Annotated in this window: 13 protein-coding genes; 3 read left to right on the forward strand and 10 right to left on the reverse strand. The window is 37.8% G+C overall.

Annotation, left to right across the window (positions count from 1 at the left end; all coding sequences use genetic code 11):
* Positions 1-244: 244 nt before the first annotated feature.
* From IGL70_RS11685 to IGL70_RS11705, 5 genes are all read right to left on the reverse strand, one after another.
* Positions 245-1,702 (reverse strand): ABC transporter substrate-binding protein, encoded by a 1,458-nt coding sequence (locus tag IGL70_RS11685; protein ID WP_104873808.1) that lies wholly within the window; start codon positions 1,700-1,702, stop codon positions 245-247.
* A 40-nt stretch (positions 1,703-1,742) separates the two neighbouring features.
* On the reverse strand, positions 1,743-2,663 hold the full coding sequence (locus IGL70_RS11690; protein ID WP_002285972.1) for a carbohydrate ABC transporter permease: 921 nt from the start codon (positions 2,661-2,663) through the stop codon (positions 1,743-1,745).
* Between the two features lie 11 nt (positions 2,664-2,674).
* Positions 2,675-3,622 carry an ABC transporter permease gene (locus tag IGL70_RS11695; RefSeq protein ID WP_002285971.1) on the reverse strand — a complete coding sequence of 316 codons (948 nt, stop codon included), beginning with the start codon at positions 3,620-3,622 and terminating at the stop codon, positions 2,675-2,677.
* Positions 3,623-4,101: 479 nt separating this feature from the next.
* A complete protein-coding gene (locus IGL70_RS11700; protein WP_002285969.1) occupies positions 4,102-4,821 on the reverse strand; it encodes a pseudouridine synthase in 720 nt (239 codons plus the stop codon).
* A gap of 48 nt (positions 4,822-4,869) precedes the next feature.
* A complete protein-coding gene (locus tag IGL70_RS11705; RefSeq protein WP_002332371.1) occupies positions 4,870-6,516 on the reverse strand; it encodes a putative polysaccharide biosynthesis protein in 1,647 nt (548 codons plus the stop codon).
* A 178-nt stretch (positions 6,517-6,694) separates the two neighbouring features.
* Between IGL70_RS11705 and IGL70_RS11710 the strand changes: the two genes are divergently transcribed.
* Together IGL70_RS11710 and IGL70_RS11715 are read left to right on the forward strand one after the other, a co-directional pair.
* Entirely contained in the window at positions 6,695-7,285 is a 591-nt protein-coding gene (locus IGL70_RS11710) for a YitT family protein (RefSeq protein WP_002285964.1), read from the forward strand.
* Between the two features lie 91 nt (positions 7,286-7,376).
* Positions 7,377-8,882, forward strand: a complete 1,506-nt coding sequence (locus IGL70_RS11715; protein WP_002294486.1) for a UDP-N-acetylmuramoyl-L-alanyl-D-glutamate--L-lysine ligase — start codon at positions 7,377-7,379, stop codon at positions 8,880-8,882.
* 83 nt (positions 8,883-8,965) lie between these two features.
* Here the strand turns inward: IGL70_RS11715 and celB are convergent, their stop codons facing one another.
* From celB to IGL70_RS11740, 5 genes are read right to left on the reverse strand one after another with little or no spacing between them, the layout of a single operon-like run.
* Entirely contained in the window at positions 8,966-10,318 is a 1,353-nt protein-coding gene (gene celB, locus IGL70_RS11720; RefSeq protein ID WP_002285961.1) for a PTS cellobiose transporter subunit IIC, read from the reverse strand.
* Positions 10,318-10,836 (reverse strand): hypothetical protein, encoded by a 519-nt coding sequence (locus tag IGL70_RS11725; RefSeq protein WP_104873807.1) that lies wholly within the window; start codon positions 10,834-10,836, stop codon positions 10,318-10,320. The genes celB and IGL70_RS11725 overlap by 1 nt, the downstream gene beginning before the upstream one ends.
* 15 nt (positions 10,837-10,851) lie before the next feature.
* Positions 10,852-11,178: a PTS cellobiose transporter subunit IIA gene (locus IGL70_RS11730; RefSeq protein ID WP_002285954.1), complete on the reverse strand. Its 327-nt coding sequence runs from the start codon at positions 11,176-11,178 to the stop codon at positions 10,852-10,854.
* 12 nt (positions 11,179-11,190) lie between these two features.
* Entirely contained in the window at positions 11,191-13,170 is a 1,980-nt protein-coding gene (locus tag IGL70_RS11735; protein WP_104873806.1) for a BglG family transcription antiterminator, read from the reverse strand.
* Between the two features lie 20 nt (positions 13,171-13,190).
* Positions 13,191-13,505, reverse strand: coding sequence for a PTS cellobiose transporter subunit IIB (locus tag IGL70_RS11740; RefSeq protein WP_002285948.1), 315 nt, complete (start codon positions 13,503-13,505; stop codon positions 13,191-13,193).
* 167 nt (positions 13,506-13,672) lie between these two features.
* On the opposite strand from IGL70_RS11740, the gene IGL70_RS11745 reads away from it, so the two are divergent.
* Positions 13,673-13,966, forward strand: a complete 294-nt coding sequence (locus IGL70_RS11745; protein ID WP_002285944.1) for an antibiotic biosynthesis monooxygenase family protein — start codon at positions 13,673-13,675, stop codon at positions 13,964-13,966.
* The last annotated feature ends 37 nt before the right edge of the window (positions 13,967-14,003 follow it).

The raw sequence follows: 14,003 nt of genomic DNA on the forward strand, positions 1-14,003 counted from the left end.
TAGTTCCTCATATTTTGTCGTTTTGTGAGCGAATACCGAGGGTCAGCTGATTGAACACCGTTTACCAAGAGTTTGTGAAATAGCCGCTTAGTTTCGAGTAGTAAGAAAAATTTTGTGAATATGGCTTTCCACATTTTTACATATATTTAGCTTAATACCGAGAAACTGGCTTTTGAACACCGTTTATTCGGAACAAGAGGTTGTGACACGTCTTTTGTCACAACCCCTTTGTCTTTATTCATTATTATTCTTGTCGGAACTCATCATATTGTTTTTGCATTTCTTTCAATACCTTATCATAGCCAGCCTTGTCCAAAGCGTCTTTCAATTTCGGTAATGTTTCATCTGGATTAACAGTCCCTGTATTCAATCCATCTAAATATTGATTCATGACATTAGAAATATTACTTAATTCTGTTTTGACACTGTCAGTGTTGAAGCTGAATCCTAAAATCGGTGAAGTTTCTGCATCAGCAATCGATTGATCACGTTTGGCAATCATGTCATCCGTAATAGACTCTTGTGTATATAGAATCTTGTTGTTTCCTGTATTCCAAGCAGACATATGTGTATTTGGCTGATAACCATCTAGCAATTTGATTTTATCATCTGAACCATCGACTTTTTCCCATGCTTCTCCCTCGATCCCCCAAACAAGCCCATTCAATAATTCTGGATCACTGTTAAGCAGCCCTAGAAGTTCTACTGATTTTTCTTTATTTTTTGAAGTATTTGATACGACAAAATTTGCCATTTGTGCTTGAGCTGTAGATTTTAGTGGAACAGTAATTGCTTTTGAGACAAGTTCTTGTTTTGCTGCATTTGTCAAAATTGTATCGCCATAATCATACGGTCCTTGTGTTTCTCCACGCATTAGCCAAGTATTTCCTTCTAGTGGATAATCCTTATTGCTCGTTGCAGCGTCACTTGGAATGAGTCCTTGTTTGTACCAGCTATGCATTGTACGTAACAGTCCGATATACGTTTCATTATCGTATTGGTTGATGATTTTCGAATCATCTCCATCCAGATCAATAGCAAATGGTAACGTATTCCCTAAAGGATAATCAAAGTTCCCTTGGACTTTGAAGCCTTGTCCAATGGCAAAAGCTGCCGTGTTTGGTTCTTTTTCATGGAATTCCTTCAAGACTTTTTCTGCATCAGCGTAAGATTGGATTCCATCAATTGAAAGATCGTATTTATCTAGTAAAGCTTTGTTAAAAGTAAGTACTTGTTGAGCAAAGACATTTCCATTGACTGGGAAAGCATATAATTTTCCATTGACCAGATTTCCTTTAATATATGCTTCATCTAAATCATTATAAGCTTTTTCAGCGTACTTAGGCGCTAATTCAGTCAAATCAGCAAAGGCTCCTTTTTGGGCATTGGAAACATAGTTGTTCGCAAAGGCGATATCATAATTTTCCCCGGAAGAAATGATGACGTTCATTTTCTTTTCGTAATCGCCCCAGCCAATGTAATTGATATTGACTTTTACACCGATCTCTTTTTCGATTCGTTTGTTTGCTACTTCCATCAATTGATCGAAATTATCTGGTTTATCTCCGATTTGATACATCTGCAAAGTGTCCGAATTGCTAGCTTCTGCCTGGTCTTTAGAACCAGAACCTCCGCATGCTGCTAATGTTCCCAACAACAACGCTGAAACACCTGTAAAGGCTAGTTTCTTCCATAACTTCATTTTTCTTCCTCCTAATTTTATGATTTATATTTTTGTTTCTTTATTCTTTTACTCCGCCGATTGTTAGACCTTTGACAAAATGCTTCTGGAAAAATGGATAGCTGATCGCAATAGGCAACGTCGAGATGACTACGATCGCCATTCTGGCAGATTCTCCTGGAACTGAGGCTAATCCGCCTGTCAATTGGCTTCCTGCTCCTGAATTTTGTGTCAGATATTGAATATTACTTTGGATTTTCATCAAAAGATACTGTAGTGGAACTAGCTTATCATCTTGGATGTATAGTAAAGCATTAAACCAGTCATTCCAGTAACCCAATGCGGCAAATAAACTGATTGTCGCAATACCTGGAACAGCTAACGGTAAAACGATCTGAACAAATATTCGCAGTTCGCTAGCTCCATCGATCCGTGCCGATTCAATAATCGAATCAGAGACCGAACGTTTAAAGAATGTGCGCATCACAATAATATTGAAGGGACTGACAGCCATTGGCAAGATCAATGCCCAAATCGTATCTTTTAACTGAAGAAGATTTGTCATAACAAGATAATTGGCCACCATCCCTGGTGAGAACAACATCGTAATCAAACAAAAAACGGTAAAAAAACGACGGAATGGAAAGTTTGACCGTGAAATCGCATAAGCATATAAAGAAGTAGCCGTGCTATTGATCAGTGTACCTAAAACAGTAACAAGTACAGTGACGAAAAGCGCTTGGAAAATTTTATCCTGCATCTGGTCGAACAAGTACGTATAACCAAATATACTGAACTTTTCTGGCCAAAAACTGTACCCGTGAGTCGACAATATGGACTCATCGGTAAAAGAGATGGCGATAACAAATATAAATGGCAAAATACAGGAAATAGCAAAGAGTGCAATCATTATATTAGAGAAAAAATTAGCCGTCTTATTGAAAGAGCGGACTTGGACTCTCTCCACTTTCTTTTTTTTCATTTTTTTCCTCCTTAGAATAATGCAGAATCGCTATCAAAACGTCGGGCGATCGTATTTGTGATCATCAACAAGACAAAGCCGACAACTGATTGGTAAAGTCCTGCAGCAGCCGTCATACCAAAATCTCCTGTGGATGTCAGGCCATTGTAGATATACGTATCCAAAACTTGAGTCACATCATATAATGCACCGGAATTCCTAGGAATGTTATAAAACAGGCCAAAATCAGCTCGGAAAATGTTTCCTACGGCTAAAATCGTTAAAATCGTCATTAGTGGAATAAGTTGTGGTATCGTCACATGTTTGATCTGCTGCCATTTGCTAGCTCCATCAACCATAGCAGCTTCATAATAAGTCGGATCGATTCCCATAACAGATGCAAAGTAAATAATGCTGTTATAACCAATCCCTTTCCATGTACCAATGAACACCAAGATAAACGGCCAATATTTCGGTTCATTATACCAATTGACAGCTTCTCCTCCATGTCCAGTGATCCACTGATTGAATATTCCTTTGTCAGGACTTAAAAAAGCGTAAACAAAGTAACTGATAATGACCCAAGATAGAAAATAAGGTAGTAAGGACATCGTTTGATAAACTTTAACGAGTCGTTTATTTCTCAACTCGCTCATAATGATTGCAAATACGACTGAGATCAGCAGATTCAAAAGGATAAATGCTACATTATATAAAATTGTATTTTTAGTGATGAGAAATGCTTGATCCGAAGAAAATAAAAATTTGAAATTTTCCCAACCCACCCAAGGACTTTCCCTCAAGCTAGCCAAGAACCCATCTGCTGAAATATGAAAATTTTTGAATGCTACGACATTCGCCATTACAGGTATGTAAAAGAAAAAAATCATCCAAAGCATACCCGGTACAGCCATCAGGACAAGTGCTTTATAACGCCATAGATTCATAAAAAAATGATTGAACCCCTTTCGTTTTTTCATCTAAAAACCCCTTTCGATTCATTCGCAACGCAATTATAGCGCTTTCAATAATGAGAATAAATAAACAAAGTATAGGGAAAATGAAACAAAGTATAGGAGAGGTTGTGAATTCAGCGTTTTGGCCTGAGTATTAGAGAAAAAAACGGGAAAATAAGTTCCTCATATTTTGCCGTTTTTTGAGCTAATACCGAGGGTCAGCTGATTGAACACCGTTTATCAGAGGTTGTGAATTCAGCGTTTTGGCCTGAGTATTAGGGAGATCGTGTCCTTACTATCTAACTCTGAGTCACAAGGAACAATGGGGACTGTAACAAAAGTCTTGTCACAGTCCCTTATTCCGAACAAACGGTGTTCCAGAAGTAGCTTCTACGGAAATAAGCCGAAATTTCACAAAAAAGCCATCCGAAAGTCAGACGGACAAGTCTGCTTTTCAGATGGCGCTACAACTACTCTGCTTATTCTTTTAGCTATCCATTCAATTATTTTTCTCTCACTTGTTCTAGCTCTTCTTTGGTCATGGGTCGATATTGCCCTTTATTCAAATCTTTAGGCAGCCAAAATTTTCCCATACGGATTCTTTTTAAATATAAGACTTCTTTTCCTACTGCTTTGACCATTCGCTTAACTTGGTGAAACTTTCCTTCATGCAAAATCAGACGGATAATTGAAGTTTCTGTCTCTTGATCTACTTGATCAATTTGGAGTTTTGCCGGCAATGTCTGCTCATCGCCATCAATAATCAGTCCTTCTGCAAATAAACGGATATCTTCTTCTGTCATTATACCGCTAACCTCAGCTAGATATTCTTTCTCCACATGTTTTTTAGGTGATAGTAACTGATGGGCAAACACCCCGTCATTCGTTAAAATCAAGAGGCCCTCTGTGTCTTTATCTAATCGGCCGACTGGAAAAAGATCTTCCCGATAATCCTGGTCTTCCAATAAATCGATTACGGTTTGATCATGATTATCCTGAGTAGCAGAAATGACTCCTGCAGGTTTATGCAAAATGTAGTAAAAATCTTTTTGATACGTAATGATTTCTCCTAAATAAGTAACCGCATCTTCGAATTCATTTACTTGCGCTTTATCGCTTTTCACCACTTGTCCATTGACTTCGATCGTTCCTTTTTTGATCAATCCTTTGACTTCTTTGCGGCTGCCAAGTCCCATATCTGCTAAAAACTTATCTAAACGCATGCGTTTCCCCCATTTCAAAAGAGCATCAATCTAGCTCTTCTGATTCACTTATTTTATTTTTAATTTATGTCGTAAACGCGCTATTCCTGGTCCTAGTAGTCTTTCTGCCAAGCGGATTTTCAAAGCTAAATAACCATACACTAAAGCCCCTATACCTGCTACTACAAGAATCAACAATAGAGACTGGAATTTGCTATCTTCGTTTAAAAAAGCACCAAAAATCATCTTTGTGATCCACGAAGCCAAAAGCATAATCAAGGTAAGAATAAAGATCAGCAATGTCCTGCGCCAGACAAAACTTGGTTTAAAGCGGGCTACTTCATGGATTCTCTTTAAGATCAAGGTACAAGACACAGCAAATCCGATCATTGTCGCCAATAAAGGGCCGTATACTTCAAATAAACGAATGGCTGGGTATTGAAGAAGGAGTTTCACTAGAAACCCAATAACCAAATAATTAATTGCCGCCTTGTTTTCAAACATTCCTTGCAGCATGTTGGAAACTAGCATATATAGTCCTAGGAAGAGTCCTACAAAACTTGCTTGGATCAGTACATTACTTCCTAGAGAATCCGGTGTATAAAATAATGTATTTAGCGGATAGGCAAGTAACATAACACCAAATGTCGCCGGAAACATAAAAAATGAAAACAACTGTAAATTTCCGCTTGTCAATTTTGCCAGACCTACTCGATCTTTCAACGTAACAGCTTCTGTAATCAACGGTAACCCAGTAGACGCGATCGATGTTGCCAATGCGATAACTACCATCGTCAACTTATCTGGATTGGCACTAAAAATCGAAAAAAGATCCAGTAACTGTGCATTGGAATACTCGGTGGATGCAGACATGATCTTCATAAAAGTGAACTGATCGACTAATTTGAAGATCGTTACCCCTGAACCCACAATAATAAACGGAATCGCTTCTTTAACGGTATCTAACAACAATTCCTTCGTTGCAATATTTACTTTGTTTTCGCTGTAGTGAATAAACGCCGATGTATACGCTTGATGTTTCTTCAAAAAATACAAAAGGACAAGAATACTTGCTAGCATACCGATAAATGCCGCGAAAGTTGATTGCGTGACCGCCGTCACATAGTCACCATCCATGACTTTCATGATGATGAATGTAGCCAATAGCATATAAAAAATACGTGCCACCTGTTCTACAATCTGCGACAGCGCATAAGGCATCATTTCTTGATTGCCTTGAAAATACCCTCGTATCACACTCATACAAGGAAAAACCAATACAGCGATACTCAAAGAACGCATCGTTGGAATCAGTTCTTCTCCGCCACCAGAAGCATGAGCTAGCCAAGGAGAGGCGATGTACATGAACAAAGCAAACAACAGGCCTAACCCGCCCATCATCTGTAATGCACGGATAAATAATCGTCGTGAAGTGCCATATTCATTCAATGAATTATAGCGTGCAGTTTGTTTTGCAATCGCAGCAGGTATTCCTGCTGTAGAGATCAGTAGAAACAATGCATATATATTGTATCCCATATTGAATAATCCATTGGCAGCCTTAGCATTTTCGCCCATCCAAGCATACCAGGGAATGATATAGACAGCGCCTAGCAATCTTGAAATGATATTACTGGCGGTCATCCAAGCAGAGCCTCGTGCCATTTTTTCTTGCGGTGTTAATTGATCTAATGCTGGTTTTCTTTGATTATCCATCGGTCAGATTCCAACTTTCTACAAAACATTACTATCATTTTAATTGGTAAAACAGAAACTGGCAATCGATTTTATATAACTTTTATAAGAACAATTGTTTTTTTGAATTCGGTTTCGTTTTTTTGGTAAAGTAAAGAAATATACAGCCTTTTATGGCTAACATTTATAGGAGATATCAATGACACAAGAAATAAAAAAACTACCCGTTATATTTTTAGGTCTTTTCTTTATCACAGTTGGATTGAATTGGTTCTTGCTCCCTCACGATATAGCTTCCGCCGGAGTGGGCGCCATCGGACATTTAGTTGAAACGGCCTTTTCTATCCAACGCTCAGTTACTGTTTGGAGCATCAATCTTATGATGCTGCTTCTAGCCGCTGTCCTATTAGGAAAATCAGTATTTTTTAAGACTGTAGCGGGAAGTCTGCTTTTTCCTGTTGTTTTAGAGATTGTTCCAAAAGTGGAAATGATCTCCTCACATTTCTTTTCACTGATTTCAGGAAGTCTTTTGTTCAGTCTTGGGGTTTACACATTGTACACAGTCGGGGCCTCAAATGGCGGTATAACGATACCGCCGATTATTTTCCACAAATTTTTTCGGCTTCCAATGCCGCAAGGACTTTTACTTACCAATAGTCTTATCGTCTTTTTGAATTATTATGTTTTTGGATTGTTGGAGACACTATTCGTTCTCCTATCTATTACAGTCAGTTCATTGTTTATGAAAATACTCATCCGCTTGTCCCCTGTGTCAAGAAAATTTGAATAAAGCTGGATTTTGTCATAGCGGAAACAAACGATATATTAAAAAGAGTGTGCTATAATAAACCAAGAAATTGAATAAAGCGAGGGATCAATCAATGAGCTTCTCTTTAGAAGACATCCGTCATTTACTATTAAAAGAAAATCTATTAAAAGAATTTGTTTCAACAAGAGGCTGGCATCTTGATGTACCAGAAAAAGCTGAATTTCTTCAGTTAAGTTATGATTCAAGAAAAGCTGATGCTTCTACTTTGTTTTTCTGTAAAGGAATGAATTTCAAAGAAGAATATTTGGATTCAGCAATCGAACAGGGTATTCAATATTATGTATCAGAACAACCATACGAAAATTCAGCAGTAGGAATCATCGTAACGGATATCCGTAAAGCAATGGCGCTTCTTGCTATGGCTTTTTACGACTATCCGCAAAATAAATTGAAAGTGATCGGATTCACTGGAACAAAAGGTAAAACAACTGCTGCGTACTTTACAAAAGCAATCTTGGATCACACAACAAATAAAAAAACAGCATTGCTTTCTACTATGAATACAACGTTAGATGGCAAAACATATTTCAAATCCCATTTGACAACGCCTGAGTCATTAGATTTATATCGTATGATGTCAGAAGCAGTTGAAAATGGTATGACTCATCTAGTGATGGAAGTTTCTTCACAAGCTTACAAAACACAACGCGTATACGGCTTGACTTTAGATGTCGGAATCTTCTTGAATATCTCGCCTGACCATATCAGTCCGATCGAACATCCGACATTTGATGACTATTTCTATTGCAAGCGACAATTGATCTTGAATTCAAAAACAGTTGTTTTAAATCATGAAAGTGACTATTTTGATTTACTTAGGGAAACAGCCGATCTATTCCAGATTCCAACGATCACTTATGGTCGTTCGGAAGAAAGCAATTATCAAGTGATCCGTTCAGATAAAGGTACTCACGGTTTTACTTTATCTTCTCATGAAGATCGCTTAGCTATCTGCGATACTGCTTATGATATTTTGCTGGCTGGAGGATTCAACCAAGAAAATGCAGCCAGTGCGATCATTGCCGCAGCACTAACAGGTGCCTCCAGTCAAGATGCACAAGACGGATTAAAAGAAGCTCGTGTACCAGGCCGAATGGATCAATTGATCCAATCCAATGGAGCGCATGTCTATGTGGACTATGCACATAATTATCTAAGCTTGAAAACATTGCTGGAATTTGCCAAAAATGAACATCCAGATGGCCGTGTAATTGTTGTATTAGGCAGCCCAGGAAACAAAGCAATCTCCCGTCGACATGATTTTGGAAAAGTGCTATCAGAAACAGCTGACATCGCCTTTTTGACGGCAGATGACCCAGCATTTGAAGATCCGAAAAAAATCGCGGAAGAAATCAATGAAGCAATTACTAATCCAGATTTGATCGTTCATTATGAAATGGATCGTCCTGAAGCGATTCGACGCGCTTTAGCAGAAAGCGCTCCGCAAGATTCAGTCGTTATTGCGGGAAAGGGCGTGGATCCCTATCAAAAAATCAATGGTGTAGATGAACCTTATGAAGGGGATTATGCAATCGTGAAGCGGTTGATTGAAGAATAATGGTATTTATATACTAGTGGTTTCCCATTTCTAAGAAAAAAAGGGACTGTGATTTTTTGTCACAGTTCCTTTTTTCTTAGAAATCATTTTAACTTTTCACTAGCTAATTCTGCTGCCTTTTCTCTTTCTTCATTTAATAATTTATTATCATAGAATTTGATAAATGGGAACCAGATAATGAATGCGATGATTGCACAAATGACTGCTAACACAGCAGCTTTCCAATCACCACCACTACCAACAAATGCTCCGATCCCGACTGGTGAAGGCCACGGCATCTGTGCAAGCATCGGTTTGACGATTTCCAGCCGAATGGCAAAATAAGCGAGTGTAGCAGAAGCCATCGGAGCTAAGAAAAACGGAACCGCTAAATAGGGATTGTAGACGATTGGCATCCCGAAAATGATTGGTTCATTGATATTGAATAATCCTGGTACAAGTGAGGCTTTTCCTAACACTTTCAGCTGATCAGATTTCGCGAGGAATGCAATAAAGATGATCAATCCTAAAGTCGCACCTGATCCACCAACGGTTACATAAGAATTGTTGAATTCTCCTGCCAACGGATAATTTGCGCCTTGTGCGTTAGCTGCCATATTAGCTAATACGATCGGGGTCAAGAAAGAAGTGATGATATTCGCTCCATGGATCCCTACGATCCACAATGCATGGATCAAGAAATAAATCACCATGACACCAAGCCATGTATTCGTCAACTGCGTAACAAACCCAAATGGGATAGCAATCATTTTGAAGATATCCGTTCCTAGTGCAACTAATAATCCATTGATGATCATCACCACAAACGCAATGACAAATGTTGGGATCAGAGCAGTGAAAGAACGAGAAACTCCTGGCGGAACAACATCTGGCATTTTTATGACCCAATTTCTCTTGACACACATACAATACAATTCGACCGCAATAATCGACATAATAATAGCTGTAAAGATTCCTGAAGTTCCTAAACGTTCGACAAAAGAGCCCATCCTAATACCATTTACTACAGTTTCTGTCTCATTGATAGAAGCAATCAAGCTGATTTTACCATCAGTCATGATCAATTCAGGGATACACATAAAGAATGCAAAAACAGATAGTAATGCCCCCGTGAGCGGATTAACATTTAATTTTTGTTCATCTCGTTCAATTGACGTTAATTCATAAGCAAACACAATGGCAAAGTAAATAGATAAAATCCCCATCGTCATTGTATTGACGATCATGTACAAGTCACTAACTTTGAAAAAAGTTGCATTAAAAAATCCTTCTAAAAATGGGAACGGTAATGGCAAAATATTTAAAACCAAAAACATCGAGCCTACAATCGTGAAAGGAATAGAAGCCATCCCCGCTGCCATGACAGCCCGAACGATTTTAAGTTGCGCAATTTTCCCCATAGGTCCCATCAGGTATTTCTGCAAAAAATCAAACATTAGTTATTCTCCTTTCCTAAATATAACGCTTTTTCATATTGTTTAATACGGATATACTGTTGGTCTTGGTTGAGTGAAATTTTCTTTAAACGATACTGTATAAATACACTGGTAAAAATACCGCTTACAACAAGAATGAAAACAAATAACTGTCCTCCATTGTTATTTGCCATAAAAGGATACAAGAATGTAAATCCTGAGGTAAACAACACTGGAATCAATAATAAATTAAAGACACTCTGGAACAAAAAATACCACTTTGTCCATGGAACGTTCGTTTGGTGTTTTCGATAAAGCTTTACTTGTTCTCCTACTGCAGGCAAAATAGCTAAAATCAGAATCATCGGTAAACTACTTCCTAAACTTTTAGCTGATAGAAGCAGAATCATCCATTGCATGTTCATGAAAAAGAAAAAGGCAGTCGGGTAACGTACGATTAGATAACGATTGAAATACATGTTTTTCAAACTAAGTTGCTTTTTTTCTAATTCGATTTTCCTTTTTACTGTATCCTGCACAATGATCCTTCCTTTCTATTTATTTTTTTGATACAAATAATTCATTTCCTGTGCAACTTCCAATAATGTCATCGTCGTCATCAGATGATCTTGTGCATGGACCATGATAATTTCCATTTCTATTTTTGTCCCGCTGGCATATTCTTTCAGAAGTTGAGTTTGTGACTGATGCGCATGAAGAATCTCTTCATTTGCTTGTCGCAACTTCTCTTCTACTTCTTCAAACATCTCTTTACGCATCGAGCGAAATGCTTCATGTATCAGTGTCCGTGCATTTCCGCTATGGAAAATGATATCAAAAGAAGTCACTTGTAGTGTTTCACTGTTTATTTTTTCAGCCATCTGTTTTCCTCCTTATTCGATCAGTTTGATAAATTTACTGCTGAAATTCTCAAAAATAGGTTCAGCTAAGATTTCCTGCTGTACTTTTAGCTGGTCAACTAACCTAACGATTGCTTTAGTCACGACCGTAATTCCTTCATTTTCGATATAAGAAGGCGAAACTAAAAAAACAAAATGAATTTCTTGATATTGATCCCACTGCATCCCAGAAGGAATCAATGCAACGGCTACCTTTGTTTCGATTCCAACTGGAACAGCGGGATGTGGGACTGCCACTGTATCACTGAATATGATTTGTCCCATATTTTCACGTTGCTGGATCTGCTTTCGCATTTCTCTTATATATCCTTCTTCTTCATTTATGCTCAGCTTTTGCAGCAAATCATGAAGAATTTCTTCCTTTTTCGGTTCGTACGTATAAGTCTTGAAAAATTTTTCAGACAACTGTTCGGTGTAAATCTGCTTTTTTTGCTGTAGAGAAAATGCTGGTATCGGTCTATCTGAGGAATGATAGGGTATAGATTCTCCAATTACCTTTCGTATTTTACGAACATCATCTTCATTCAAAAAAATACTGACATGTAAAACTGGAATTTTGAAAAACATTGTCGAAAGATCAATAGAAGAAATAATCAGGTCGATTCCTTTTAAAGTTGTTTCATTGATCTCATAATAGCCTTTTACACTTACCACTGTAATATTTTTACCGAATTCACTGACTACGCGATTCTTTAATAGTTGGGCACTGCCGTAACCCGTTGCACAGATAATCAATGCATGTAGTTTATGCGCAGCTCTTTCTTTTTCCAATGCCGCCATGAGATGCAAAGCCAAATAGGCCCATTCATCTTCATTGATGGTATAGTTTTTCAAAGCCGGCATGTTGCTGAAATGCCTTTTTACTGCGTCAAAGACTTTGGGATTTTCTTTCTTTATCTCCTCAGTCAATGGGTTCTCAATGCGAATACCTCGGCTCAATCGAATCATCATCGGTGACAAATGATCGAGTAGTCCATTGAAAAGCTGGAGATCCTCTACTAATGAAAAATGAAATTCCTGAGACAATCTTTTCAGAACTTTCGCTAATTCCTTTGATAGTTCCTGATCATTTTTATTTTCTTTGTGATTCGACTTAGCCATGAGATGTAATGTCAAATAAGCAATTTCTTCTTCGGGAAACGATACACCTGCGATTACCTCAATACGTTGAACGATCCGCTGCGCCACTTGATACTCTACTCGCTTAGAAACTTCTTGTTCGATGCCTAATTCCTTGATTTCAAACCCTTCTCGGAGCCGTTTGATCCCCAAAGCCAAGTGTAAAGTCAGATTCTGTATGATAAAATCCGAAACTTTTAACTTAGCTTCTCTTGTTTCATCGAGAATGATAATGACTAGCTCTTCAAAACTGATGTCTGGGAAAAAACGGCTTTGTCCTAAATATTCTTTCAATGAATTTCCATAATGGTTTCCAAAAAAAGTATCCATGATAAAATGCCGTCGATTTCTTTCTTCCCCTTCGATCCATGTCCCTTGACCATGCTTAGAAACGATTTTTAGTGAATATGGAATCAATCGCTCCTTGATTTCTTGCATGTCCTTTGTCAAACTGGAACGACTGATATAAAGCTCTTCTGCCAAATCATCCATAAAAAGAATGGCATCTTCCAAAAGCAATTGGTTCAATATATACTTTTGTCGATCTTCGGACTCATAAAATCCTTGAGGTTCTCTAGCATATCCAGGTACTATTTCTTGCCGACTCAAAAACAAGTCAAATGTCAGTCTTTGTAAAATATGCAGTTGGTAGCCATAACCTGGTTTAGCAATGATCTTACCTCCGTTTTTTTCTACTAACTCTTTGATCCGCTGCAAGTAATTACGGATTGTCCGATCAGATAATAACAATTCAGAAGCTAAACGTTGACTGGTGACATACTCCTTCTTGTGATCAATCAAATATCTCAACAGCAATTTTTCCTTCTGTTTCATTATCATCCACTCCTATTCCATCATATGTTCTCTTCGATCACCTCTGCTAACTTCTGGATGCCTGTAGGGATTGGGACATACGCTTGGAAAGGGATACTAACAACAGGCTTTCCAACAGATTCTCCTAATTTTTTGAATTTATCCAAAAACATCGTCGTTTGCGGGCTGATCAGAAATAAATCAAAATCACTATTCTTAATCATATTATCGCCTTCTGTAGCTGAAACTGCATCTACGAGTACCTCTTCTCTTTTTTGCTTAAAGAAATCCGTTGTCTTTGAGGCCATCATCGAGGATGACATTCCTGCCGCACAAATAATCAATGCTTTTTTCATAAATCAATCACTCCTTTTATTTTTATAAAACAAGCATATCTTGTAAGCGTTTTCTGTTCAAAATATATATTTCCGTAGCATTGCGGAAAAAATGTGTATCATATCTTGAATAATAATTTCTGGCACCGTGATATACTAGTGATAGAATTTTTTCAGGAGGGGATTTAGTGAGTATCACAGTGAATATTTTGTATACAAGTACAAATGGACAAGCCAGAAAATTTGCAGAAGAAATGGTCGAAAGAAACATTGTCAAAGCGATTCGTGCAGAAGAAGGAAACGAGAAATATGACTATTACTTTCCACTAGAAGATCCAGAATCTCTTTTACTGATCGACCGTTGGAAAGATGAAGAAGCAATCGAAAAGCATCACAAATCCGAAATGATGGCTCAAATAAACGAACTCCGTAAAAAGTATAAATTAAAAATGAAAGTCGAACGTTTCACTGATTTACCGTAAAAAGATACACATGGAATGATAGCAATTTATCATCCAT

Origin of the sequence: Enterococcus sp. DIV0901a, assembly GCF_051711525.1 — a bacterium.
Classification (GTDB): domain Bacteria; phylum Bacillota; class Bacilli; order Lactobacillales; family Enterococcaceae; genus Enterococcus_B; species Enterococcus_B faecium.

Excerpts from the sequence above, each read along its gene's own strand:
- IGL70_RS11740 (WP_002285948.1), bottom strand. The coding sequence starts at position 13,505 with ATGAAAAAAGCATTGATTATTTGTGCGGCAGGAATGTCATCCTCGATG.
- celB (WP_002285961.1), bottom strand. The coding sequence starts at position 10,318 with ATGTTTGATTTTTTGCAGAAATACCTGATGGGACCTATGGGGAAAATT.
- IGL70_RS11735 (WP_104873806.1), bottom strand. The coding sequence starts at position 13,170 with ATGAAACAGAAGGAAAAATTGCTGTTGAGATATTTGATTGATCACAAG.
- IGL70_RS11710 (WP_002285964.1), top strand. The coding sequence starts at position 6,695 with ATGACACAAGAAATAAAAAAACTACCCGTTATATTTTTAGGTCTTTTC.
- IGL70_RS11730 (WP_002285954.1), bottom strand. The coding sequence starts at position 11,178 with ATGGCTGAAAAAATAAACAGTGAAACACTACAAGTGACTTCTTTTGAT.
- IGL70_RS11700 (WP_002285969.1), bottom strand. The coding sequence starts at position 4,821 with ATGCGTTTAGATAAGTTTTTAGCAGATATGGGACTTGGCAGCCGCAAA.
- IGL70_RS11705 (WP_002332371.1), bottom strand. The coding sequence starts at position 6,516 with ATGGATAATCAAAGAAAACCAGCATTAGATCAATTAACACCGCAAGAA.
- IGL70_RS11690 (WP_002285972.1), bottom strand. The coding sequence starts at position 2,663 with ATGAAAAAAAAGAAAGTGGAGAGAGTCCAAGTCCGCTCTTTCAATAAG.
- IGL70_RS11715 (WP_002294486.1), top strand. The coding sequence starts at position 7,377 with ATGAGCTTCTCTTTAGAAGACATCCGTCATTTACTATTAAAAGAAAAT.
- IGL70_RS11695 (WP_002285971.1), bottom strand. The coding sequence starts at position 3,622 with ATGAAAAAACGAAAGGGGTTCAATCATTTTTTTATGAATCTATGGCGT.
- IGL70_RS11685 (WP_104873808.1), bottom strand. The coding sequence starts at position 1,702 with ATGAAGTTATGGAAGAAACTAGCCTTTACAGGTGTTTCAGCGTTGTTG.